This is a genomic window from Hymenobacter telluris (genome assembly GCF_017313265.1).
GTDB lineage: Bacteria > Bacteroidota > Bacteroidia > Cytophagales > Hymenobacteraceae > Hymenobacter > Hymenobacter telluris.
This window is the reverse complement of record NZ_JAFLQZ010000012.1, coordinates 152,347-175,759: the sequence shown is the minus strand read 5'-3', so window position 1 is coordinate 175,759 and position 23,413 is coordinate 152,347. Positions and strand designations below refer to the sequence as shown.

28 protein-coding genes are annotated in these 23,413 nt (G+C 56.8%); 9 read left to right on the top strand and 19 right to left on the bottom strand.

Translation table 11 applies throughout. The features are described from left to right. Positions 1 to 239 precede the first annotated feature (239 nt). From J0X19_RS17020 to J0X19_RS16990, 7 genes are all read right to left on the bottom strand, one after another. Positions 240 to 536, bottom strand: coding sequence for a hypothetical protein (locus tag J0X19_RS17020; protein ID WP_206985627.1), 297 nt, complete (start codon positions 534 to 536; stop codon positions 240 to 242). A 3-nt stretch (positions 537 to 539) separates the two neighbouring features. Next, positions 540 to 902: an immunity protein Imm33 domain-containing protein gene (locus J0X19_RS17015; RefSeq protein WP_206985626.1), complete on the bottom strand. Its 363-nt coding sequence runs from the start codon at positions 900 to 902 to the stop codon at positions 540 to 542. A 128-nt stretch (positions 903 to 1,030) separates the two neighbouring features. Further along, complete coding sequence (locus J0X19_RS17010) at positions 1,031 to 1,186, bottom strand: single-stranded DNA-binding protein (RefSeq protein ID WP_206985625.1); 156 nt, start codon at positions 1,184 to 1,186, stop codon at positions 1,031 to 1,033. 143 nt (positions 1,187 to 1,329) lie between these two features. Continuing rightward, on the bottom strand, positions 1,330 to 3,150 hold the full coding sequence (locus tag J0X19_RS17005) for a cytochrome-c peroxidase (RefSeq protein ID WP_206985624.1): 1,821 nt from the start codon (positions 3,148 to 3,150) through the stop codon (positions 1,330 to 1,332). After that, positions 3,150 to 4,013: a leucine-rich repeat domain-containing protein gene (locus J0X19_RS25165; protein WP_206985623.1), complete on the bottom strand. Its 864-nt coding sequence runs from the start codon at positions 4,011 to 4,013 to the stop codon at positions 3,150 to 3,152. Before J0X19_RS25165 ends, J0X19_RS17005 begins: the two co-directional genes overlap by 1 nt. A gap of 50 nt (positions 4,014 to 4,063) precedes the next feature. Continuing rightward, positions 4,064 to 5,740 carry an alkaline phosphatase PhoX gene (locus J0X19_RS16995; protein ID WP_206985622.1) on the bottom strand — a complete coding sequence of 559 codons (1,677 nt, stop codon included), beginning with the start codon at positions 5,738 to 5,740 and terminating at the stop codon, positions 4,064 to 4,066. A gap of 399 nt (positions 5,741 to 6,139) precedes the next feature. After that, entirely contained in the window at positions 6,140 to 6,616 is a 477-nt protein-coding gene (locus tag J0X19_RS16990; RefSeq protein WP_206985621.1) for a DinB family protein, read from the bottom strand. 178 nt (positions 6,617 to 6,794) lie between these two features. Here J0X19_RS16990 and J0X19_RS16985 point away from each other — a divergent pair, with 178 nt between their 5' ends. The 3 genes from J0X19_RS16985 (at position 6,795) to J0X19_RS16975 (ending at position 11,096) form a co-directional block, all read left to right on the top strand. Next, on the top strand, positions 6,795 to 8,138 hold the full coding sequence (locus J0X19_RS16985) for a type IX secretion system plug protein (protein ID WP_206985620.1): 1,344 nt from the start codon (positions 6,795 to 6,797) through the stop codon (positions 8,136 to 8,138). Between the two features lie 68 nt (positions 8,139 to 8,206). Further along, positions 8,207 to 9,493: a cation:proton antiporter gene (locus J0X19_RS16980; RefSeq protein ID WP_206985619.1), complete on the top strand. Its 1,287-nt coding sequence runs from the start codon at positions 8,207 to 8,209 to the stop codon at positions 9,491 to 9,493. Between the two features lie 148 nt (positions 9,494 to 9,641). Then, complete coding sequence (locus tag J0X19_RS16975; protein ID WP_206985618.1) at positions 9,642 to 11,096, top strand: M48 family metalloprotease; 1,455 nt, start codon at positions 9,642 to 9,644, stop codon at positions 11,094 to 11,096. On the opposite strand, the gene J0X19_RS16970 is transcribed toward J0X19_RS16975, so the two are convergent. The 4 genes from J0X19_RS16970 to J0X19_RS16955 all read right to left on the bottom strand — a co-directional run bounded on the left by J0X19_RS16970 (position 11,077) and on the right by J0X19_RS16955 (position 14,046). Beyond that, entirely contained in the window at positions 11,077 to 11,415 is a 339-nt protein-coding gene (locus J0X19_RS16970; RefSeq protein WP_206985617.1) for a hypothetical protein, read from the bottom strand. The two genes, J0X19_RS16975 and J0X19_RS16970, sit on opposite strands and share 20 nt — an antisense overlap. A gap of 80 nt (positions 11,416 to 11,495) precedes the next feature. After that, positions 11,496 to 11,705 (bottom strand): zinc ribbon domain-containing protein YjdM, encoded by a 210-nt coding sequence (locus J0X19_RS16965; RefSeq protein ID WP_019947089.1) that lies wholly within the window; start codon positions 11,703 to 11,705, stop codon positions 11,496 to 11,498. A gap of 147 nt (positions 11,706 to 11,852) precedes the next feature. Further along, complete coding sequence (ychF, locus tag J0X19_RS16960; RefSeq protein ID WP_206985616.1) at positions 11,853 to 12,950, bottom strand: redox-regulated ATPase YchF; 1,098 nt, start codon at positions 12,948 to 12,950, stop codon at positions 11,853 to 11,855. Between the two features lie 739 nt (positions 12,951 to 13,689). Then, positions 13,690 to 14,046 carry a DUF3276 family protein gene (locus J0X19_RS16955; protein WP_206985615.1) on the bottom strand — a complete coding sequence of 119 codons (357 nt, stop codon included), beginning with the start codon at positions 14,044 to 14,046 and terminating at the stop codon, positions 13,690 to 13,692. A gap of 265 nt (positions 14,047 to 14,311) precedes the next feature. Between J0X19_RS16955 and J0X19_RS16950 the strand changes: the two genes are divergently transcribed. From J0X19_RS16950 to J0X19_RS16940, 3 genes are read left to right on the top strand one after another with little or no spacing between them, the layout of a single operon-like run. Then, on the top strand, positions 14,312 to 15,232 hold the full coding sequence (locus J0X19_RS16950; protein ID WP_206985614.1) for a DUF58 domain-containing protein: 921 nt from the start codon (positions 14,312 to 14,314) through the stop codon (positions 15,230 to 15,232). 24 nt (positions 15,233 to 15,256) lie between these two features. Then, positions 15,257 to 15,514 carry a hypothetical protein gene (locus J0X19_RS16945; protein WP_206985613.1) on the top strand — a complete coding sequence of 86 codons (258 nt, stop codon included), beginning with the start codon at positions 15,257 to 15,259 and terminating at the stop codon, positions 15,512 to 15,514. 19 nt (positions 15,515 to 15,533) lie between these two features. Next, positions 15,534 to 15,731, top strand: a complete 198-nt coding sequence (locus J0X19_RS16940) for a hypothetical protein (RefSeq protein ID WP_206985612.1) — start codon at positions 15,534 to 15,536, stop codon at positions 15,729 to 15,731. A gap of 7 nt (positions 15,732 to 15,738) precedes the next feature. Here J0X19_RS16940 and J0X19_RS16935 read toward each other — a convergent pair whose 3' ends face one another. The 3 genes from J0X19_RS16935 to J0X19_RS16925 form a co-directional block, all read right to left on the bottom strand. Continuing rightward, a complete protein-coding gene (locus J0X19_RS16935) occupies positions 15,739 to 16,380 on the bottom strand; it encodes a DNA-3-methyladenine glycosylase family protein (RefSeq protein WP_206985611.1) in 642 nt (213 codons plus the stop codon). Positions 16,381 to 16,395: 15 nt separating this feature from the next. Next, positions 16,396 to 16,824 carry a leucine-rich repeat domain-containing protein gene (locus J0X19_RS16930; protein ID WP_206985610.1) on the bottom strand — a complete coding sequence of 143 codons (429 nt, stop codon included), beginning with the start codon at positions 16,822 to 16,824 and terminating at the stop codon, positions 16,396 to 16,398. Positions 16,825 to 17,130: 306 nt separating this feature from the next. Continuing rightward, on the bottom strand, positions 17,131 to 18,156 hold the full coding sequence (locus J0X19_RS16925; RefSeq protein ID WP_206985609.1) for a threonine aldolase family protein: 1,026 nt from the start codon (positions 18,154 to 18,156) through the stop codon (positions 17,131 to 17,133). 98 nt (positions 18,157 to 18,254) lie between these two features. Between J0X19_RS16925 and J0X19_RS16920 the strand changes: the two genes are divergently transcribed. Then, positions 18,255 to 18,428: a hypothetical protein gene (locus tag J0X19_RS16920; protein ID WP_022826037.1), complete on the top strand. Its 174-nt coding sequence runs from the start codon at positions 18,255 to 18,257 to the stop codon at positions 18,426 to 18,428. Positions 18,429 to 18,522: 94 nt separating this feature from the next. Here the strand turns inward: J0X19_RS16920 and J0X19_RS16915 are convergent, their stop codons facing one another. Beyond that, positions 18,523 to 19,017 (bottom strand): metallophosphoesterase family protein, encoded by a 495-nt coding sequence (locus J0X19_RS16915; protein WP_206985608.1) that lies wholly within the window; start codon positions 19,015 to 19,017, stop codon positions 18,523 to 18,525. 262 nt (positions 19,018 to 19,279) lie between these two features. Between J0X19_RS16915 and J0X19_RS16910 the strand changes: the two genes are divergently transcribed. Next, a complete protein-coding gene (locus tag J0X19_RS16910; protein WP_206985607.1) occupies positions 19,280 to 19,957 on the top strand; it encodes an NUDIX hydrolase in 678 nt (225 codons plus the stop codon). 83 nt (positions 19,958 to 20,040) lie between these two features. Here the strand turns inward: J0X19_RS16910 and coaD are convergent, their stop codons facing one another. The 4 genes from coaD to J0X19_RS16890 all read right to left on the bottom strand — a co-directional run bounded on the left by coaD (position 20,041) and on the right by J0X19_RS16890 (position 22,780). Next, positions 20,041 to 20,505, bottom strand: coding sequence for a pantetheine-phosphate adenylyltransferase (gene coaD / locus J0X19_RS16905; protein WP_206985606.1), 465 nt, complete (start codon positions 20,503 to 20,505; stop codon positions 20,041 to 20,043). A gap of 80 nt (positions 20,506 to 20,585) precedes the next feature. Further along, on the bottom strand, positions 20,586 to 21,467 hold the full coding sequence (locus tag J0X19_RS16900) for a DUF3822 family protein (RefSeq protein ID WP_206985605.1): 882 nt from the start codon (positions 21,465 to 21,467) through the stop codon (positions 20,586 to 20,588). Between the two features lie 167 nt (positions 21,468 to 21,634). Then, the gene (locus J0X19_RS16895) at positions 21,635 to 22,144 is read right to left on the bottom strand and encodes an NUDIX domain-containing protein (protein ID WP_206985604.1); all 510 of its coding nucleotides are present in this window, start codon (positions 22,142 to 22,144) and stop codon (positions 21,635 to 21,637) included. Between the two features lie 27 nt (positions 22,145 to 22,171). After that, a complete protein-coding gene (locus J0X19_RS16890; RefSeq protein ID WP_206985603.1) occupies positions 22,172 to 22,780 on the bottom strand; it encodes a DUF4126 domain-containing protein in 609 nt (202 codons plus the stop codon). Positions 22,781 to 22,917: 137 nt separating this feature from the next. Between J0X19_RS16890 and J0X19_RS16885 the strand changes: the two genes are divergently transcribed. Then, positions 22,918 to 23,367, top strand: a complete 450-nt coding sequence (locus J0X19_RS16885; protein WP_206985602.1) for a PaaI family thioesterase — start codon at positions 22,918 to 22,920, stop codon at positions 23,365 to 23,367. Positions 23,368 to 23,413 lie beyond the last annotated feature (46 nt).

Genomic DNA, 23,413 nt, shown 5'->3' with positions numbered 1-23,413 from the left:
GTATTCAACTCGTCATTGACGAACATAATCGCCGACTAACCGCAACTTGATATCACCTTCTGTTTTACCACCACCTTATAATTAAATGTTGATTGTTAGAACTGCTGCCGAACAGAATTCCGTCCGGCTGGGAACTGAAGCTTAGATGCGCACTGCTGACGATTGATTTTCCGTCAAGCCACACTTGCGCAAAACCCAATGTTGTATGCAGCCTTTCTTTGTCCAACAGTTTGAAATTGCTAGTCACCATATAACTTTAAGTATGTGTGAATTTCGTCATTACATTCTTTTGCATAATTGATTACTGTGTCAATTTGTTTTTTGTCTGTAGGAAGCAATGTTTTTAATTCTTTTAAATCTTTAATTAAGTCTTCAAACATAAAAGCGTTGAATGTTGTGTCACCATATGGGTCAACATACTTCAAAAGTCTAAAATTTTCGTTGCTTAATATTTCCTCATCCGATAATATAAATTCACCTGGCATTGTCTTTTTTGCGTTGCCTTCTTCGTCCTCTATGATTACTGTCCAACCCATTGATTAAATGTTTAAAATTGATTTGTCAAACCAAATATCTTCATAGCCATTGTCGTCTATTTGAAATCGCCAACCAGCAGGCAATCCTAAATATTTTAAAACAATTGGTCTTTGCTCAATTAAGTGTCCGACGTGAATTGGTTTGAAAAAATTATTGTCATCCTGTGGAATTTCTCCACCACTCCATAAATACCAACCGTCAATATTGTCAGTCTTAGGATGTCTTAATCCATTTATTGGCAATATGTCTAAAAGCAACGATTCATTAAATGCAATCATAGCATTTATGTCAACTGGTATCCAGTCAATTTTTAGTTTGTCGCAAATTGCTTTTTGCTGATGTTGAATATTATTCCAGTCGCTCATAAGGTTGCATACAACATTCTGTTTGACGCTACTCAGCGTCAGGGTAATATAGCGTCAAACATCCATTAGTACGCAAGGAAGTAGCGTCAAGCATACCTTTTCTGGTATGCTTGACGCTATACGGTATGTTAGTCAGTGGTAGTGTGCTGCTGCCCGGCTTTGTCGCGGAAGCTCTCGGAAGTGGCCAGCGAGAATCTGGCCACGGCCACGTTGCCGTCGAGTACGTTGGTTTTCGGGTCTTTGCCCAGGTTGCCGATGAGGGTGACTTTGTTGAGGCCGCGCATAGGAAGAGAGAATATCCTTTCCTAAAATAGGCAACCCGACAGCATGGTTAATATAATTATATAATAAATAATAAAATACAATTCATGCGGTTTTAGGGCTCGTTGCTTGGCTTGGCCCAAGCTTTCGGCGTTGACTACGGCCATCAATACGCCACTGCCTGCGAATCATTCAGGGCCTTGAGGAAGGCAATGATGGCCTGCTGCTCGGCGGCGCTTAGGTTGAGGCGGTCTTCGGCCAGGGTTTGGTTGGGTACGGTGAGGCCTAGGCCCGCGCCGCCGCCTTTGTTGTAGAAGTCGAGCACCTGTTCCAGCGTCTGGTACACGCCGTTGTGCATGTAGGGCGCGGTGCGGGCCGTGTTGCGGACGGTGGGCGTTTTAAAGGCGTGTTTCTGGTGGGCCACGCCGTAGAGCAGGAACTTACCTTGGTCGGCGTCGAGGGTGGGGTGCAGCGTGTCGGCGGTGGCGGGTACGCCCAGGATTTCGCTTTCGATTTTGTCGTAGAGGGGCGGCACGGTGCCGTTGAACAGGGGCATGTAGTGGCAGGTGCCGCACTGCGCTTTGCCCATGAATAGGTTGAAGCCGAGCACTTCTTGGCCGCTAAGCACGGTGGTGTCGCCGCGCAGGTACTGGTCGAAGCGGCTGTTGAGGCCCACCAGGGAGCGGACGTAGGCCGCCACGGCGCGCCGGATGTTGCGCTCGGTGAGGGGCTGCTTTTCGGTGGCAAAGGCCTGGGCGAAGAGCTTGGGGTAAGCGCCTTTTTTGCGGAGCAGGGCCGGGGCGGCGCTGAGTTGGCCGCCCATTTCGGCTTTGTTGCTGATAACGGCGTGCACCTGGTCTTCCAGAAAATGTACCCGGCTGTCGTAGAATTGGTCGGGTTGCAGGGCGGCGTTGAGCAGGGTAGGGGTGTTGCGCTCCAGGCCGGCATCGGCCAGCAGGGAGCTGTTTACGCGCAAGCCGTCGGTGTAGGCGCGGTTGGGCGCGTGGCAACTGGCGCAAGAACGCCCCGCCTTGCCCGACAGCACCGGCTCTTTGAACAGGGCCTCGCCCAGTGCCAGCATGGCCGGCGTGGGCGCGGCAGCATCGGCCGGGGCAAAAAAAGACGCGTTGAAAGCACCGGCCACGAAAAAGCTGGCAGCCTCGGGCCGTACGGCGCGCCGCTCCTTTACAAACGGAATGCGCAGTTGCTGCTGCGTTTGGTGCAGGGCCGCTAGGGCGGGGTTGAAGTACCGCACGAAAAACCGGGCCCGGTCAAAGCTGTTGAAGTCCTGGTTGGGGGAAGCTACGGCAGCTTCGCAGCGGCGCAGATGCGTGGTCAGGGTAGCGGGCACATCGTACAGGGCCAGTACCTCGCGGGTGGCTTGCAGGGTGGCCGTCGCTTCCGGCAAGGAAGCATGGGCCGCCGGCGAATCGAAGCCCGAAACACCCTTAGCGGCTAGCCGGTATAGGTTCAGGCGCAAGGCATCAAACACCGCTTCGTCGGAGAAAGACAGGTAAGATTCCTGCTGTTTTAACTGACGCACCTGAAACAACAGGTTGTCGATTTCTTGGTGAATCAGGTCCCGGTTCGGGCGGCTGTCGGGAGCGGCGTACACGTATTCTTCCAGCACCTGAAACCCGCTGGGCGGAATGACTTCGCCCGGCTCACCCGGTTCGGTTTCGGGCAGAGCCGCGCCGTTGATGCGGCCAGCGGCGTGCGGGTAGTAGTACTCAACGGCAAATTCCAACTGCTTGTACTGCTGCCGGCACGCGGCAAACTCGCGGCGCAGCGCAACGGTATCGGCGGAGTAGGTGCGCTCCTGGAAGTGGGTGAGGGCGGCGTGGAAATCACGCAGATGGCGGCTGTAATACACTTTCACTTGCTCGGCGGGCGTTTTGCGCAGCACCACAAACGAGAACAGCAGCACCGACAAACCGAGCAGTAATGAGCGGCCAACGCTGCTAAAATCAATTAGGCGAAAGGACATCAGAAGTAAAGTTTAGCGCCCGGCAGCGTGGTTTCCGCTTGGCGGCGGGCGGCGGGGGTGAAGGCGTTCTGCTTCACGATAATGGTTTTGAGCTGCTTTAGCTTGCTCAGTGAGCGGGGTAGGGTGGTAAGCTGGTTGTCGTTGAGAATCAGCATTTCCAGTTTGGTGAGCTTGCCGAGGCTTTTAGGCAGCGCTCTGAGTTGGTTGCCCGACAGAATCAGCACCTTCAGGTTCTGGCACTCGCCCAGGCTGGCAGGTAGTTCCTCCAGCTGGTTGTTGGACAGATTCAATTCCTCCAGTCTAGCTAAATCCCCGAGCCGGGCGGGCAGCTGTTGCAGCTTGTTGTCGTTCAGGTACAGGTAGCGCAGGTTGCCCCACCGGTTCACCGACGCTGGCAAAAACAGCAGCTGGTTGTGCGACACGTCGCAGTATTCCAGCTGGTTCCACTGGCCCACCTCTTCAGGCAAGGACGTGAAGTTGTTGTAGGCGCTCAGCAGGTACCGCAAACTATCCAGGCCGGCCACGCTGGGCGGCAGCTCGGTGAGCATGTTCTGCTCGATTTGCAGCTGCCGCAGCCGGCGCATATTACCTAAGGAAGCCGGCAAATCCAGCAGACTGTTCTTGTTGAGAAACAGCACCCGCAGGCTATCCAGCGCCGTTAGGTTTTCGGGCAGGTGGCGCAGGTGGTTTTCGTGCAGGAACAGCAGCCGCAAGCTGCGCAGCTGCCCGATGCTGGGGGGCAGTAGTTCCAGGCTTTGGCCCCGCAGGTTCAGCTCTTTGATGCAAGCAGGCTGTTGCAGCGACTGAGTGAGGGAAAAAGACGTTTTCGGAGGGCACTGCGCCAAACAAGTGTTGCCCTGCACAACATGCAGGGCAACAACTAGTAAGGAGAAAAGAGAAATCAGGGTTGACCTCACTGCTTGATGAACGGACGCGTGGTGGTGGTGGTAGCCGTGGTGATAACCAGGTTGTAGTGGCCGTTGGTCAGCTTGCTCACCGGCAGCTTCAACGTGTTCTGGCCCTGGTTGAGGGTGGCAGCCTGCTCGAATACGCGGGCTCCCAGCGTGTTGTACACCGTTAGGGTAGCCGCTTCTTTCTGGTTGTGGCTGAGTTGCAGCGTCAGCTCCGAGCCGTTCACCGGGTTCGGGTACACATCGGCTTTGGCTAGCTCGGCCTGAGCGCCTTTCGTGCTCAACGCCGTGCCCAGTACGCCCTTGCGAGCAATAACCACGGCCGTGGACTTGTTGAATACCACCGACTGCCCGGCGGCGTCTACCGTGGCCAGGGTGTTGGCGTCGGGGCTCTGCATGGAGATGAAGATGAACCGCTCGTCGGGCGAGAAGGTCATGCCGGTTGGCTCGCAGCCGGCGGGCGTTACGGCAAACACTTCCACGGCGGGGTTGGCCTGGGTGTGGCAAGGCTTAATCAACCAGACGTGGTTGCGGCCGCCGTCCTGCAACACGTACAGGTTGCCCTGCGAGTCGAAGGTCAGGTTGTCGTTGCCGGTGCGCCACAGTTCCGAGATAGTGCCCGTGCCGTAGTTGATGTTGTAAGCCTGCGCGGTGTTGGTGGGCGTGTTGCCAGCAAAGATTTCGAAGTTGCTGAACGTGGTGCCGGTAGCGCCCGTGTCGGTGAAGCGGTAGATGGTGCCGGGGCCCTTGGCCGTGAAGTACACCTGGCCGGTCAGGGGGCTGATTTCGATGTCCTCCACGCCGTTGAAGCTGGTAGCACCCAGCGCCCGAGCGGCGGCCGTAGTGTTGTTGCACTCAGCGGGCGTCGAGTTCGGAATTACAATCCAGGTGCCCGTGGTGCCCGTACCGATGGCGCCGTTGAGTTGCAGGGCATAGAGCGTACCGTTGCCGAGCTGGCCGGGCGTGGTGGCCACGTACTTGTACACGAAGCTGTTGCTGGAGCCATCATCGGCGCCTTCGTAGGCGGTGCGCTGGTCGGCGGCTACCACGATGTTCTCGTGCTTGAGGCGGCCCATTTTCCAGAGCTTATCGGGCGTGCCGTCGCCGTTCTGGTCTTTTACGGTGTGCGTAACCGGGTCGATTTCCACGTTCCAGCCCGAGTCCATGTACCCGTCGTTGTTGGTGTCGGTGGGGGTGGTGGGGCCGGTGTTTTCCTCGCAGGTTACAATCGTGCTCCACGGCGTAACCGTGCCCGAGCAGTTGTTGATGGTGCCAGTTACGGGACCGAAATTCACAGGGTGCTTGGCCGTTACGTTCCACAGCTTGGTGGCGGCGTTGAAGTTCAGGCTGAGCATGCTCACGCCCGAGGTAGTACCCGAGCCCTCGTGGTTGATGGACAGGTAGCCGTTGGTGCTGCTGCCCGCAATGGGAGCGTAGCCCGTGAAGTCAAATGCCTCCAGCATGTTGCCGTCGGCCGCGTTGGTGTAAGGCATGTTGCCCTGGGCCAGCATCTGGAACGTATGCGTCGACGGAATGCGTAAATCCTGGGGCTGGGTGGTGGGCTCCACCGACGTAAACCGGCTAATGTGGTCGGCGGGCAGGGTAGGGCAGGGCACTTGCGCCAGGGCTTTCCCACCACCGAGCAGAGCGGCTAAGAGAAGAGTAGAAGTAGGTTTCATAGGGGATTTTATTGTTGCTGAATTGCGCTGCAAGTTCCAAATCCACTATTTCGTCTGGTTTACGTCCAGGTTACCACTGTATAAAGCCACTGTGAAGTTAACGTTACCTGCCGGGGGCCTATAGTATTGGTAAGTATCTGTACCAGCCTCTGCTTGCTAACTCAAATTGCGGGCTAGCCGCGTAGCGGCGAAAGGTTGGTAGCTCAGCAGGCCAAAGACGGGCCGTGCCGTGCCGCGTAGCGGTGCCAGAGGCACACCCCCTTCTGGCACCGCTACGCGGCGCACCGTTCCAACAGAATCCAGTAGCTACCAGCCTTTCGCCGCTACGCGGCTAGTCCGCAATTTGGGTTTGCCAAGGTAGCTGCAACTATTCGTGCAGCCAAGTCTGGTTCCTGTAGTTCACTTGCCGGCAGCACCTGATGTCTGTTTCGATTCCACCAATTTTTTAATCACAACTATTTGCCCTAAGTGGTAATAGCTATGCTCAATTACGCCTTCGATGTTGCGCAAATAGCTGCCGTACTGCTCATCTACGAACGGCTTTGCCAAGATGGAGTCATCGAGCTGCTGAATTTGGCTGGCAAACTCTTCGGCGTTACTCAAGAACTCCCTTACCAGCGTATTCCAATCAGTTTCAGTTGTTATTTCTGCAAAATCATAGCTGTACTTGTCACTGATTTCCAGGTTTCCGCCTCTGAAAACCTGCAAGAGCCCTTTCAGATAATAGGTTAAGTGAAAAGTTAAGGCGGCAATAGTATTTAGGTTTTCCACCCGTTGAATTGCCTGCTCCCAGTGTATGGCCAGCAGCTGTTCCTGGCAATTGGTATTGGCAATCCATTTGCCATCGAGCAGCACCTCGCGGAGCCGGGCGGCCAAGTAGTGGGTCGTGGTCATGTTATTTCACGGGTTGGTGGCCTCCGGCGGCGGTTCCGCTTGCTCAGCGCGCAGGGGAAAACCTGGGGCTGGCAGGCGGAAGCTGGCGGGTAAGCTGTAAATCTGAATTAGTCGGCTGCTGCTAGTAGCCAAGATAAACCGCTGCTCGTACATTCGTCTTATGCCTCGTCTTTCCTACCTCGCCAGCCTGTTGCTGCTAGCCGTGTCCTGCGTGCCGCTGGGTACGCCCATCACCGACCCCAACGCCGCCCGCCGGCCCGGTGGCGCCCCCCAGCAACCCCCGGAATACTACGCCGACCGCACCCTGCGCTACCAAGATTACATCTACGACCCCAACGTGCGCTCGGTGCAGTGCTACGTGGCTTCGGGCAGCAACACCGAAATCTTCACGCCGCCGGTGGTGCCCATTTCGCAGGAGCAGCCCATTACGCTGGAGTTCGACATTGTGGCCGAGCAAAGCCAGCGCCTCACCGCCAAGCTCGTGCACTGCGACGTGGACTGGAAACCGTCGATTCTGACGGATATGCAGTTTCTGAGCGAGATAAACGAGTTTCTGTTCACCGATTACCGCACGTCCGTCAATACCAAGGTGCCGTATTACCACTACAAGCTGCGGGTGCCGCGCGTGAAGCTGAGCGGCAACTACCTGCTGGTGGTGCAGGGCGCCGGCAACACGCCGCTGCTGAGCCGGCGGCTGCTGGTGTACGAAAACGGCGTGCAGATTGCCCTGAAGCAGGGTATTCCGGTGGCCGGCACCGAGCGGTACACCTTGCAGCAGGTTGATTTTGGCATTCGCTACAACATGCAACTCGTCAACCCGGCGCAGGAAGTGAAGGTGGTGCTGCGCCAGAACTTCCGCTGGGACAATGCCAAGTACAACCTGCGCCCCACCTTCGTGCGCGACGCTGAGCGCCAGCTCGACTACCAGTACTTCAACTTCGAAAACGCCTTCCCGGCCCTTACCGAGTTCCGCTTCTTCGACCTGCGTACGTTCCGCTCTCTGGGCATCGGCGTGGCCAAGCTCGATGCCAATGCCTCGCCCCGTACGGCCTTGCTGCAGCTGGATGGTACCCGCAACGGCCAGGCTTACACCCAGTTCGAGGATATTAATGGGCAGCGCGTGTTTGAGAGCCGGGAGTACGGCAACGGCGCCACCAACGCCGACTACCTAAACGTGACGTTTCAGCTGAAGGCCGAGCAGCCGGCGCCCGGTCCCGTGTACGTGCTGGGCGCCCTCACCGACTGGCAGCTCAAAGACGAGTTCAAGCTCACCTACGACGCCGAAAACCAGCTCTACACCGGCCAAGCCCTCGTGAAGCAAGGCTACTACAACTACATCTACGCCACCCAAACCGCGCAGGGCCCCAACAGCGTGATGTGGGAAGGCAGCCACCAGGAAACCGAAAACCAGTACGACCTGCTGGTGTATTACCGCCCACCCGGCACCCGCGCCGACTTGCTGATCGGCTACCAGAGCATCGACTTCAACAGCCGCCGGCCTTAGATAATAACCAGCCGAAAAGGCAGCGGCTGCGTACATTGGAGCTTCCTCTCCTATAGATGCAGCCGCCTATGTCGCTCTACAACCTGATTCTGGTGGTGCTGGGCGTAGCCATTCTGGCCGTGGCCTGGCTCCCCTCTTTGTTGCGCAAGTATCCGCTTTCCTACCCCATTCTGTTTGTAGGGTTGGGGGCACTGGTCTTTTCGCTGCCGCTGGGCCTGCCCAATCCCGACCCCGTCGAGCATTCCACTTTCGTCATGCACCTGTCGGAAATCTGCGTGACGGTGGCCCTCACGGGTACTGGCCTCAAGATTGACCGCAAATTCTCGTTGTGGCGCTGGCGGGCTCCTTTGCAACTGGTACTGGTACTGATGGTGATTACTATCGGGGTTTTCACGGTGGTGGCTTGGCGGCTCGGGGGGCTCTTGCCCGCTTCGGCGGTGCTGCTGGCGGCCACGCTAGCCCCCACCGACCCCGTATTGGCCGGCGACGTGCAGGTAGGCAAACCTGGCGAGGGCGGCGAAGACAACGTGCGTTTCTCACTTACCGGCGAGGCCGGCCTCAACGATGGTTTGGCCTTTCCCTTTGTGCATCTGGCCGTGGTACTGCTGCCCACCGCCGCACTGGCACTGCCTCTCACCGACCGGCTATGGCACTGGGCCTGGATGGACGTGGGGTACCGCACGGGCATGGGCGTAGTGGGCGGCTGGCTGGCCGGCAAGGTGCTCTCGTTCCTGATTTTCGATTTGCCCCACCGGATTCGAATCAACCCGGAGGCGTATGGCTTTGTAGCGTTGGCGGTTACGCTCACGGCCTATGGCCTTACCGAACTGCTGCATGGCTACGGTTTCCTGGCTGTATTTATTGCCTCCGTCACGCTGCGGGGCCACGAGCGAAGCCATGAATACCACACTGAGATGCACGAATTCACCGACCAGCTGGAGCGACTCTTCATTGTGGCTATCCTGATTCTGTTTGGTGGGGCGCTGGTGAGTGGGTTGCTGGCGCCACTCACCTGGAGCGGCGCGGCGCTGGGCCTGTTTCTGCTGTTGGTGCTGCGGCCGGCCGGTGGCCTCCTGACCCTGGGCCGCAGCCGGGTGTCGTGGCCGGAACGGTTGGTTATTTCGTTTTTCGGGATTCGTGGCATTGGCTCCTTTTTCTATTTGGCTTATGCGTTCAGCGAGTGGCATTTTGCCGAGGCCCGCGAGCTATGGGCCATTACCGGCTTCACCGTCCTGACTTCCATCATTATGCACGGCACCCTTGCCACTCCCGTCATGAACTGGCTGGACCGCCACCACGGCCGTCCTACCGTGCTGGAGCTGGAAGAGCAGGAGCTGGAAAAAACGGCCACCTGAAACGAGGGCAACCACTCAGGCTCTCTCCCGGGAGGGTTGCCATGCAGTTTGGCACAGTAGTAGCCAAGCAAGGTTAAATGGCTTGTAACCTTTGTATAGCTCAGGTTCGTTGCAGGCCTATCCTATTCCTCGCTCTACTCTCTCACGTATGCAACCTACTCTCACCTCCATTGCGCGCGTCGGCCTCACCCTAACGCTCCTGTTGCCGCTGGCGGGCTCCCGCCTCGCCGCCACTAAAACCAGTGCCATACCCTCGCCGCCCCCGGTGCAAGGCGCCCAGCCCGACCCGCAGGTAATTGCGCAGTTCGGGCTGCTCGACAACGCCAAGCTCCAGAACTACATCGACCAGAAAGGCATGCAGATGGGCCGGATTTCCGACCGCCCCGCCGATGTAAAAGGCTTCACCGTTGTTGATTCGCCGATTATCAACGCCTTTGCCACGCCCGATGGCCACGTGTATTTTACCCGCGGTATTTTGGCTTATTTCAACAACGAGGCGCAATTCAGCGGCGTGCTGGGGCACGAAATAGGGCACATTACGGCCCGCCACGGCCAGAAGCAGCAGACTCGTTCCACGCTAGCCAACGGGGCTATTCTGCTAGGGTCCATCTTCTCGCGGCGCATTGCCTCCATTGCCCAGCCGGCTGCGCAAGTGGTAGGGCTGGGCTTGCTCAAATACGGCCGCGACGATGAAACCGAATCCGACCAGCTGGGCGTGAAATACTCCAGCAAAATCGGCTACGACCCGGCCTCTATGGCCGACTTCTTCCTGACCCTCTCGCGCACCGAGCAAAGCAGCGGCGCAGCTACCGTGCCCACCTTCCTGTCGTCGCACCCCAACTCCGCCGACCGATACACCAACGTGAAAAAGCTGGCCCAGCAAGCCGAACAGCAAGCCGGCCGCCAGCTCGCCGTCAACCGTGACCAGTACCTGCGCCTGATTGAGGGCCTGCCCTACGGCGACAACCCGCGCGAGGGCTACGTGGAAAACAACACGTTCTACCACCCCGATTTGAAGTTTCAGTTTCCGGTGCCGCAGGGCTGGAAGTCGCAGAACTCGCCCAGCCAGTTCCAGATGGCTGAACCCAACGGCAAGGCGGTAATCGTGCTGCTGCCCGCCGGCAACAAAGGCCTCGACGAAACCGCCCAGGCGCTGGTGCAACAGCTGAAAATCCAGAACGCCCAGGCCCAGAAAACAACCGTTAACAACTTCCCGGCCATCGTTATTCAAGGCGACCAGGTGGGCCAAGACCAGCAAACTGGCCAGCAGGGTATTACGGCCAACACGCTGAGCTATCTGATTCAGGATGGCCAAACGATTTATGCCCTCGTAGGACTTTGCGGACCTGGTACCCTGAACACCTACGGCGGTACCTTCCAAAACGTCGCTCAGAACTTCCGCCGCCTCACCGATGCCAGCAAAATCAACAAGCAGCCCGAGCGGGTACGCATCAAAACCGCTAAAGCCGGCCAGACACTAGCCTCGGCCCTGGCCGCCAACGGTATTCCCTCCAAGCGCTACGAAGAAATGGCCATCCTGAACGGCATGAAAACCACCGACAAAATGACGGCTGGCATGCTGTTTAAAGTGGTAGGGAAGTAGTGAGAGCTGCCTTCAAACCGGGTTTTAAATACCAGACAAAACCTCTAGTTGAATTATGTTTACCTGTAAATATTATTGTCCACCATTCGATGGTCTTACCGTCTGCCTTACTGTAAGAAAGATGCTCACTTATTTTTCTGCCTAATCTGCCGGCTAATGCGTTTGCGGCTACAAAATGTTTATACCCTAAAACTTCGGCAACTTGTGGTGCTGTAACTCCATTTGTATGCTCAAATGCCAGAGCCAATAATGTCGCTTCAGCTTCTGACAGCTGTCTACAGCGGGCTAGTGCTTCTGAAAAGTCTTCCTTCGTATCCATTACTCAAAAATAAAAAAACGCCCCAGCCGACTCGTTCGGCTGGGGCGCTTAAGTTACTGGTTGTTGCTGAAGAAACGGCGTTAGGCTTTCTTCAGAAACTCGGTTTTGAGCACCATCGTGCTGCCACCGGCGCGACCTTCAATTTCGGCGGGTGAGTTGGTGAGGCGGATGTTCTTAACCACTGTACCGCGTTTGAGCGTGAGCGAAGAGCCTTTCACCTTCAGGTCCTTGATGAGCGTCACCGAGTCGCCTTCCGCGAGCAGGTTGCCGTTGCTGTCTTTTACGTCCATGAGGAGAACGGCTTATTGCGGTAGAAAATAGAACGTCATGCTGAGCCTGTCGAAGCATCTCGCGTGCTGACGCAAGATTACCAATTCAGCCTCAGCACGCGAGATGCTTCGGCAAGCTCAGCATGACGGTGAGTGTATTTTGTTCAACTACACGTTAAAGCGGAAGTGCATGATGTCGCCGTCCTGCACCACGTATTCTTTGCCTTCCACGGCCATTTTACCGGCTTCTTTGATTTTTACCTCGGTCTTGTACTCCTGGTAATCGGCCAGTTTAATCACCTCGGCCCGGATGAAGCCTTTCTCGAAATCAGAGTGAATGACACCCGCCGCGGCCGGTGCTTTGTCGCCCTTGTGGATGGTCCAGGCGCGTACTTCCTGCACCCCGGCCGTGAAGTAGGTAATCAGGTTGAGCAAAGAGTAAGACGCGCGAATCAGGCGGTTCAAACCCGACTCGGTGAGGCCATATTCGCCCAGGAACATCTCTTTTTCCTCGGGGTCTTCCATCTCCGCAATCTGCGACTCAATGGCCGCCGACACCAGCACCACTTCGGCGCCTTCCTGCGCTACGTGGGCCTGCAACGCTGCCGTGTGGGCGTTGCCGGTGGTGGCGCTGGCCTCGTCTACGTTGGCCACGTAAATCACGGGCTTGATGGTGAGCAGCTGCAAGTCGGCTACGGCTTCCAGCTCCTCGGGCGTGGCCTGCACGGCGCGGGCGTTCTGGCCGTCCTCTAGCGCCGCCTTGAACTTCTGCAACGCCGCTACTTCCTTCTTGGCCTGGGCGTCGCCGCCTTTGGCCGAGCGCTCCGACTTAGCGAGCTTCTTATCCACGCTCTCCAAATCTTTGATTTGCAGCTCGGTATCAATAACGTCCTTGTCGAAAACGGGGTCAACGCCGCCGGCTACGTGCACGATGTTGGGGTCGTCGAAGCAGCGGATAACGTGAATGATGGCGTCCACCTCGCGGATGTTAGCCAGAAACTTGTTGCCCAACCCTTCGCCCTTGGAAGCGCCTTTCACCAGGCCGGCAATATCCACAAACTCGATGATGGTGGGCAGTACCCGCTTGGGGTTCACCAGCGCCTCCAGAATCTGGAGCCGCTCGTCGGGCACGGTAATCACGCCCACGTTCGGCTCGATGGTGCAGAACGGGTAGTTGGCCGATTCGGCCTTGGCATTGGAAAGAGCGTTGAAAAGCGTGGATTTGCCGACGTTTGGCAGGCCGACGATACCGCAGCGGAGACCCATATAACAGTGAATGAGTGAATGAGTGGATGAGTGAATGGGGCTAGGCCGCGCAATTCGGGGGCAAAGGTACGGGGCTTTTCCGGGGAAAGCACGGCTGACTTGGTACTGCAGCCATCAACACGTGAATAGTTGAACCAGCCACTGCGCTGTAGGTGTTGAGCAGGCATGTGTGAACACCATAAACCCGCCCGGAAATTGCAGCGCTTCTGCTTGTATCTAGCAGCTGGCGTGATTGTTATAGTCACGCAATACTACGGACTTTGAGAGGTTGTTTAAAATAGCAAATACATCCACCAAGACGGTGTAGAGACGCCTACTTGCGTCTCGGTGTTGTAACAACAGTAGCCGAACAGTGCGCTCAACAAGACGCACGTGGGCGTCTCTACATCGTTCTGATGACTTACACACTTGCTTAAATAATCCAGGCTGCAAGGTATCCGCGTAGCGGTGAGAGGTTTGTAGAATGGGTTATTTTCGGCACGAAGCGCCGCGTAGCGGTGCCAGAATAGCAGGTAGCTCTGGCACCGCTATGCGGCGCACACCTACTGTCGCTGTATATGCTACAAACCTCTCGCCGCTACGCGGCTACCTCGCAACTTGAGTTGAATAGCTTCTTAAAAGCCGATGGTTACCGGACTACCTCAAATAGTAGCGCCCACTCCTTGCTGTAAGGAGTGGGCGCCACCGTAGGATAAGCCGATAATTAATGTACTAACTGTTTCGCTAGGCTCTGGGGTGCTTAGTAATTATCGTCGGCGCGGTTGGGGTTGAAGCCGGCGTCGCCATCCGGATGGTGGTCGTATACTGGCCGTGGGCGGTCCAGCTCGGCTACTTCCTCGGGGGTAAGTAGCTCCTCGCGCACATATTCAACGGCGTCCTGCAACGCGTCCACGAACTTCAAAAAATCTTCCTTGTATAGGAAAATTTTGTGCTTCTCATAAGAGAAGGTGTCGTCGTCGCGGAGCTTGCGTTTGCTTTCCGTGATGGTCAGGTAATAGTCCTGGCCGCGGGTGGCTTTCACGTCGAAGAAATACGTGCGTTTGCCAGCCTTAATACGTTGCGAATAGATTTCTTCTTGGTCGTGACGGTCTTCCACAGTGCCTTCCGTAAAGTTATGTTATTCTAAGATGATTGAAGTGTTTGCGAAAAATACGGGCTTCCTCGCATATATAAAAATTTAAAGGGCTGCTTTTTTGAACCAGGCACGGGTATCTTTGTTTTACTTGCCTTCCGATAAGCGTATAAAACGCATTTATGAACTTGCAGGGGCATTTTTAGGGTTGACGCTCTTATAGATGCGGCTTGAAATATTCCGCTGAACCGGTACTTTTCCACCTCATTACTTTTTGAATCTTCCGCCTATGCCTCAGCCAATCGACCTAGCTGCCATCCGCTCTTTCGAAAATTTGGAATTTCTGGCTCGTCAGCTGGTAGAAGGATTCATTACGGGCTTGCATCAGTCGCCGTACCACGGTTTCTCGGTGGAATTCTCGGAGCACCGGCTTTATAACCCTGGTGAAAGCACGCGCCACCTCGACTGGAAAGTGTTTGCCCGTACCGATAAGCTGTTTGTGAAGCGCTACGAGGAAGAAACCAACCTGCGCTGCCACCTGCTGCTCGACGTAAGCCCCAGTATGTACTACCCCGAGCCCAGCCACGACAAGCTGCGCTTTGCGGTGCTTTGCGCGGCGGCCATTGCCACTATGCTGCAAAAGCAGCGCGACGCCGTGGGCCTCGTCACCTTCGCCGACCAAGTAGAACTGCAAACCCCCGTGCGTAGCACCAGCACCCACCGCCACACGTTGCTGCTCACGCTCCAGCAGCTATTGGAGCGGCCACCCACCCCGCGCCGTGCCACCACCGACGTCGCCAGCGTGATTCACACCATTGCCCAGCAAATCCCGAAACGCTCGTTAGTGGTGCTGTTTTCCGATATGCTGGGCCGGGCGCCCGAAGAGCAAACGGCCACCCTGGCCGCGCTGCAACACCTGCGCCACCAAAACCACGAGGTGCTGCTCTTCCACATCATGGACCGCGCCACCGAGGCCGATTTCAACTTCCAGGACCGGCCCTACGTGTTTGAGGACCTGGAAACCGGCGAAACCGTGAAGCTGCAACCCAACCAGGTGCGCGAGCAATACCAGGCGGCCATGCGCCAGTATGAGCACGAGCTAGTGCTACGTTGCGGCCAGTACAAGATTGATTTCGTGCCTGTAGATATTCGGGAGCCGTTCGATAAGGTGCTGTACGCCTATTTAGTGAAGCGCGGTAAGGTCCGCTAACATTCTCAATTCGCCTTTCTGCTTATGCCAGTATGGTATTGCCGGGTGTGCGGCCTCGATTATGATGAGTCGCCGTGGGGACCAGATAATCAGTCGCCGGATTATAGTATTTGCCACTGCTGCGGCGTAGAATTCGGTTACGAAGACTATACCCCCGACTCCACCCGGCGCTACCGGGCGGAGTGGCTGGCCAACGGGGCCTCGTGGTTCTACCCGAAAGTGAAGCCCGCTAACTGGCAACAAGCCGCGCAGCTTCGGCAGGTGCCGGAACTATACCGGTAGCCAACTTCTTCCTATCAGTATGCTGGTTGACATTTTCTTTGCCATACTTTTCCTGAGTTTGCCCTCGGCGCTCATCACCGCCTACATTGCCCACATGAACGACCGGTCGTTGTGGCGGTGGCTGGCGTTTGGCTTCTTGGTACCCTACGTAGCCACTTTCGTAGCTATGATAGTCACGTATTTCGACCAGAAAAAGGCCGGCACCCTCGACGAATAGCGGCGCCTTATTTCGCCGGCGTGTTGTCCAGTGACTGCCACAGGTACTTGCAAGCCAGGCTGCGGTAGGGGCGCCACGGCTCGGCAATTTCGGTTATGCGCCGGAGCAGAGCCTGGCCGGTTTCCTCGAGCCCATAGTGCTTACGCATGGCGTTTTGCACGCCTAGGTCGCCTTCGGCAAATACGTCGGGCTGGTCGAGGGCAAACATCTGGAGCATTTGGGCGGTCCAGCGGCCTACGCCTTTTATCTGAGTGAGGTGCTTGGTGAAATCGTCTTCGGGAAGCTGACTAAGGTGGGCGTGGTCGAGTTGGTCGCGCTGGGCAAAATCGGCAACGGAACGCAGGTAGCTGGCTTTCTGCCGCGAAAGACCCGCCGTGCGCAGGTCTTCATCGGTCATAGTAAGCAGGGCCGCTGGTTCGGGGTAGCCGTCGGGTGGGAACAGGGCCTGCACTTTGCGCCAGATGGCCGCGGCGGCCTTGGTGGAAATCTGCTGGCCGACAATGGCGCGCAGCAAAGCCAGATACAAATCCTCGTGAGCCGCCGGCTGAATGGGGCGCCCGCGCTGGATAATGGCGGCCAGCACAGGGTCGGCTTGGGTGAGGTAGTCGCGGGCGGCGGCGTAGTTATCGGAATCGAAAGGAGTGAGCATGGAATGGCTTCAAGGTTATTTAACGCCGTTCAGACAAACACGCAACTTCGGGAAACGGCTATGCAACTCGTCGTAATCGACGCCAGCCAGCAACGACGAATAGCTCAGTTCCAGGTGCGTCAGGCTTGGCGGCAAGTGTTTGATGGGCAGATACCGCAGGTATGTATCCCGAAAGCTCAGGTACCGTAGCGCCCTCAATTCCCGGAACGATTCGGGCAACATGCTCAGCGGATTCTGACAGTTTTCGATTCGTAGCAGTTCCAGTCGGTGCAGGTTGCTGATGGTGGCAGGTAACTTGGTGATGTCGGTACCGCGCAGCATCACATAGCGCAGGTCAGTCAAAGTTGTCAGCCACAATGGTACTTCTATCAGCGCTAGGTTGAGCACCAATAGCTCACGTAGTTGAATGAATTGCCCCATTTCGACGGGGAGAAAACAGGGCATTTCCCAAGCTTGCCCGCCGCCGTGTAAGGACAGGCTCCGCAGTTGGCGCAATTGAAGGAGATCAGCGCTGCGTGAGGCCAAGTTATAGTCGAAACATAGTGCCAACTCCCGCACCCGGCCAGCGTGCCGCACCGCATCAGGCAATGAAGTCCAGCGCTTCGGTTTAAACCAACCGCGCCACCAGTAAGGCCGTCGGGCTCCGAAACTATATTCAGCCTGAAAGCTCATATGGCTACTAACGGTATGTACGTTGCAAGATGTTGATTCGACTAGATTGCACTGGTAACACCGGACTTCTTTAAGTCTCTAAAACGCCGACAACGCGTCTTCTATCCGCGTAATCATCTCATCATCCACATCCAGATGCGTCACGAAGCGAATCATCTGAGGGCCAAACGACGAAGCTTTGATGCCTTGTTCCTCTAGTTGCGCCAGAAATTTTTCGGCCGGCATTTCGGGCTTCAGCCGGAAGATAACCAGGTTGGTTTCCACGGGCAGCACTTCGGCCACGTAGGATTGCTGCGCCAGCTGCTCGCCCAGCTGCCGGGCGCGGCGGTGGTCGTCGGCCAGCCGGTTCACGTTGTTTTCCAGGGCATAGAGTCCCGCAGCGGCCAGGTAGCCGGCCTGCCGCATGCCGCCGCCCATCACCTTGCGGATGCGCTTGGTTTTTTGGATGAACGCCTTGCTGCCCAGCAGTACCGAGCCCACCGGCGCGCCCAGCCCTTTACTCAAACACACCGAAATGGTATCGAACAAGCGGCCGTACTCAGTGGCTTGCTGGCCGGTGGCTACCAGCGCGTTGAAGATGCGGGCTCCATCCAGGTGCAGCGGAATACCGTGGCGTCGGCTCACTTCGGCAATGGCTTCCAGCTCAGATAAGGCGTAGCAGCTGCCGCCGCCGCGGTTGTGCGTGTTTTCCAGCGAAATCAGGCTGGTGGTAGGGTAGTGCACGTTCACGGGCCGGATGGCGGCTTCCACTTGCGCGGCCGTCACGCGGCCCCGCTCCCCGGCCAGCAGCGCCACCGACGCGCCCGAGTGAAATGCAATACCGCCCACCTCCCAAAGGTAAATGTGCGAAGTCTGCTCGCAAATCACCTCCGACAGCGGCTCGGTGTGGGCTTTGATAGCAATTTGGTTGGTCATGGTGCCGGACGGACAGAACAAGCCAGCTTCCAGCCCGAAGCGGGCAGCCGCCTCGTTTTCCAGGGCGCGCACGGTGGGGTCTTCCTCGTACACATCGTCGCCGACGGGGGCCTGGAACATCATTTCCAGCATGGCCGGAGTGGGGCGCGTAACGGTATCAGAGCGCAAATCAATCAACGGATTCATCATCAGGGGAGAAGGTAAAACGGGGAAAGGTTTCTCGGTTTCAAATTTATGACTTACTTTTGCCCCTCCTTTACAGAAAGACCTTAACCGACCCGGAAAAAATGAGCGCTACCCGACTGAAGCGTAAGCACCGCAAGAACATTGCCCGTGCCAACAACAAGCAGACCATCATCAAGCAATTGCTGTTGACTCCCGTTCTGAAGAACGTGGATATCGAAGAACTGAAAGCCCGTTTCCCTAAGGCCGGCGAAGCAAAGACGGAAGCTGCGGCTTAGGCTGCGCACCATCTGGCACACCCGACCCCGGTGTCGGTGGGTTTCGGTCAGAACCAATGAAAAGCGTTTTCTCCTACTCGGGGAAGACGCTTTTTTATTTAGGCCCTAGCTCGATTACCTGGAGCTGCTGCACTTTGCCCTCAGCCACCTCAAAGCGTAAGAGTGTGCGCACCTTATGGAAGCCATGCCGCCCGGCCGCGCCGGGGTTGAGGTGCAGCAAGCCCAGCTTGGGGTCGGGCATGACTTTGAGCATGTGCGAGTGGCCGCTGATAAATAAGCCGGGCCGTTCCTGCGCAAGCAAGGGCCGCGCCACCGGGCTATAATGACCAGGGTAGCCGCCAATATGCGTCATGAGTACGTGCAGTTCTTCGATAACAAACGACTGCACCAGCGGCTGCGTAGCGCGCACGTCGCGGCCATCAATGTTGCCGTATACGCCGCGCAATGGCGCCACGGCCGCCAGTTCCTCGGCTACAGCGGCCGTGCCGAAGTCGCCGGCGTGCCAGATTTCGTCGCAGCCGCTGAGATGATGCAGGATTCGCTCGTCGAGGTAGCTGTGAGTGTCGGATAGCAAACCGATTTTCTTCATCTGGCGAAGGTACAAGGCGAAAAGGAGAGCGGTAGAAATAGTGAATTACCTATTTTCGGGAACTTGGCGCCTGAAGTGAGAGTGGCCGAAACTGCGGCAGGGCTCCTAATAATTTGCCATCTTATGAGCCTCGAACAACTCAACCGGCGCCAACCCGTATCTTGCCCGACTTCTTTGCTCTTTCGTATGCGAAGATTTATGTTGTGCTTTGCAACAGGCCGCGGCCTGCATCTCTCTCAGTAGACCTCCTGATTACCCCGCGATGAACGTCTTCATCAACGATATTCCGCTGATTATCAAAAAGAACAGCGAGAAAGTATATAAGCATAAGTACGACCTGATTCTGAATCCGGAAGACGAGTTCATCTCCAAGGATTTAGTGGGCGACGTGCTGGTGCGCGACGTTACCGACGTATTTGTGGACCGGCTGCTGCGGCTGATGGAAGTGAAAAAGCTGAAGAAGCTAACTTCACTCACCATGCTGGCCCGCAAGAAAAGCCGCCTGATTCTGCACCTGAAAGACCAATTTCGCATTGTGAAGGCCGCTGGTGGCCTCGTAGTGAAAGACGGGAAGGTGCTGATGATTTATCGGCTCGGCAAGTGGGACCTGCCCAAGGGCAAGCTTAAGAAGGAAGAGGACCCCGGCATTGGGGCCCTGCGCGAAGTAGAAGAGGAGTGCAATATCAAAGTGGAATTGGGCGACAAACTGCCCAGCACCTGGCACTCCTACGCCTACAACGGCAACAAGATTCTCAAGAAAACCAACTGGTACATCATGCGCTGCCTCGACGATACGCTGATGAAGCCTCAGGCCGAAGAATATATCGAAGAAGTACGTTGGATGACGCCCAAAGAGGCGCTATCGGTGCTTGACTCATCGTACGCCAGCATTGCCTTGGTGATGCGCCATTACCTGAGCGAGAATCCAATTAAAAATTAAGAATTAGCACTTAAAAATTGGGCGCCGGATACACGTATAAGTGGTGATCCGGCGCCCAATTTTTAAGTGCTAATTCTTAATTTTTAATTATTAAAAGGCGGTAGCTCAAATGGCACAAAGTCGTTGACGTTGCCGCCGAAACGGTGAATTTCGCGGATGATGGTGCTGCTGATGGCCGCTAGCACCGGTGAGGTAATCAGGAACACGGTTTCCAGCTCGGGGTTGACGTGGCGGTTGGCTTGCGCGATGGTGTTTTCGTACTCGAAATCCGTGGTATTGCGCAAACCGCGCAGCAAAAACTTAGCCCCCACTTCCCGCGCAAAATCGGCTGTTAGGCCTTTGTAGGCTTGCACCGATACGCGTGGCTCATCCCGGAACACGTCTTCAATCATGCCAATCATTTGCTCGACGGGCAAGTAACGAACCTTGCTGCTGTTGTTGCCGATGGCAATAATCACTTCGTCGAACAGCTCGGTGCCGCGCCGCACCACGTCTAAGTGGCCGTTGGTAAATGGGTCGAAAGAACCGGGGAATAAGGCAATGCGCATAAGAGAGTAGCTAAGTAAGTGAGTAACTGAGTAATTTATTTAAGCGGAGCCACTGATTACTCAGCTACTCCGTTACGCAGTTACTCGCAGAGGTGCAGGCTGTATAGCTCGAAGAAGCGGTACTCAAACAACTCGTTGAGACGGTAGCTATAGTGCAGGTCGAAGGGTCGGTTGCCGAACTTCACGTGGCGAATGTATTTGCGCAACACCGTGAACAGCTCGGAGTCGTGCATCAGGTCGCCCCACACCACTACCGGGTCCTGGTCGGGGTTGAGCTGGAGTTCCTGCATCACCAGGATGGTGTAGTAAATCAGGTCTTCGGGGGAGCTGAAGGCGAATACGTTGCAGAACTCCGGCTTTTTGTCGCGGATAACGATAATAGTCAGCTCGTGGTGACCGATGCTCAGGTAGAAGCGGCGCGAAGTAGTTGATTCGCTCTGATGCACCAGGCCTTCGAGCATCGCGCTGGTTTGATGCAGCAAGGTGCCGGTAGGATACGTGCCCCGAAACCAGGCAACCAAGGCGTTTTCAACGGCAAATACGCTGGCGACTTCCTGGCTGGTATGCGTGTAGGCGAGTACGGTTTCGCGCTCTGAATCAACGGCATGGTGCAAACGCAAATACCTGTCCTCGTCGCCGGGACGTAGCAGCGGCGACGGCAGCAGCGTGAAGTGCCGGTTCTGGACAGCCAACCGCACGTGGTTCCAGCCGGGCTGGCCTACCAAATCATGGTGGGCGGCCAGGGCTTGCAGCTGGCCGCCGTAGGAGGTAGCGGGTAGCGCCGCGTAGTCTTCCAGCACCACAAACTTGTTGCGGCGCACATCGGCTACGCCCACGCGCAGGCCGGCTGGGCTGGCCGTTAGGTAGAGGTTGTAAGCGGCCAGATTATCAGCGTCCAGGGTTTCGTCGCGGAGGCGGTGCAGGGCTGTGGGAGCCGGCAGGTGCGACGAAGGAACGGACATAGCAGCGGAAACTAGTGGATCGACAGACACAGGCATTGCGTAAGGCAGAAGTCCAAAGGTACTTAGGTCCGTCTAAACTGGCGTTAGACAAATCCAGCCAAAGGCTTTTGCCATGAACCGGGCGTAAGTATCAGTAGCTTATTTGCTGCAAACGTATTCGTCAAGCCTCACGATTTAAACCGAATCTGCGGAATGAACACGTCATCGGGGCTGATGATCTGGCGGAGCATGGGATGCACCTGGGGGGCAGGCAGCCGCAGAAGCTGCTGCGGGGCCACGAAGGCTAGCTCGGTGAGCAGCTGCGCATCGGCGGCATGCTCGGGGTCGAGGCCAAGTTGAGGAACGGCAGCCGAGTCGGTTAGCGTTACCTCAAAGAACAGTTCCAGCGCCTGCAAATCAGCGCTTTGGTACTCGTGCAGATGCAGAAAACGACCTGCGGTTACGGCCAGGCCGGTTTCTTCCTGAAACTCGCGCCGCAAGCAGTCCTGAATCGTTTCGCCAAACTGCCAGCCCCCGCCGGGTGGCGACCAAAACGCTGCGTCGTCGGGGAGTAGGCCGCGGTGGGCGGTGAGCAGTAGCTTGCCTTCCTGCACCAGCAGCCCGCACACGCGCACCCTCACGCGGCCACTATATGCTTCTAGGAGCTTGAAATCGGAAAGAGAATCGGGAGCAGACATGCAATAGGTGTAATAGAACGAGTAGCCTCAACGGCTGGGCAGCGCCGGTGTTGCGGCAGCCCGCCGATTGGTACGCCGCAGCCGCCAGCGCCGCAGCCGGGTGGCAATATACAGCACCAACACCAGCCCGAGGCCAGCAGCCAACGCCGGCAAGAGCAGCGCCAACGCCGTGCCTACAATGGCTAACGTGTTTTCGATGGTGGCTAGTATAGGGTTGCCGAGACCCGCCGTGGTGAGGGTGGAGCCGGCCCTTAGCAGCGAGGTGCCCGTTTGAATAATACCCGCCGTGCTACCGCCCACCACGATGCCTAGGCCCCAGCGCACCGCCGGGTCGAGGTCGGGGAGGGCGGCTGTCATGAGCACGGTACCCGCAATAAATGAGGCTGGCGTAGTTATCGAGTCGAGCACGTTATCAACCACCGGAAAATAATAGCCCAGGATTTCGGCCACGGTAGCCGTGCCCAGCGCGGCCACGGCCGCCCAGCTACCCAGCCACGCAAACCCCGCCGACGGCTGCAACAGGCCAGTGCGGTAAGCCAAGCTAGCGGCCAGCATCGGCACAAATACCCGGAAGCCACTGCACGCCGCCAGGGCCAAACCAAGGGCGCCACTCAACAAGTATTCCTGCGGTTGCATGGTCGTTTTTCGTTGTTGGTTTTTCGTTTTTCGGTGGCCGGAAGGCGGCGGACTGCACCAGGTCTGAGTCGTAGTAAACCTTCCCAACTAATATCGAAAAACAAACAACTAAAAACGAATACCGAACTTCGGCCCCGATGAACACACCCGACACTCCGGCCATTTCTCCCGCGGCCGACAACAACCTCGAAGCCCGGATCCGCCGCAAGCTCACGCGCCAGCACTTCATGCACCTCATTGGGGCCGACCTCACCCATATCGAGCCCGGCCGGGTGGAAGCTGAGTTAGTATTGGGCCAGCAGCACCAGCAGCAGAAAGGCTTCGTGCATGGCGGCCTCACGGCCACCATGGCCGACCTCGCCGCCGGTTTCGCCGCCGTTACCCTCGTGCCCGACGATACCGGTGTGGTAACGGTGGAGCTGAAAACCAGCTACCTGCACCCTGGCATCGGCCAGAAGCTGCGCGCCGTAGGCTGGGTGCTGAAAGCCGGCCGCCGCCTGTATTTCTGCGAAGCCGAAGTGTGGTGCGATGACCTGCTGATTGCTAAAGCCACCGCCACCATGGCCGTAGTAGAGCCGCAAGGCTAAAATAAAGTTAAAACTAGAGCTAAAGAACTAGCTCCCCTCCTTTTTT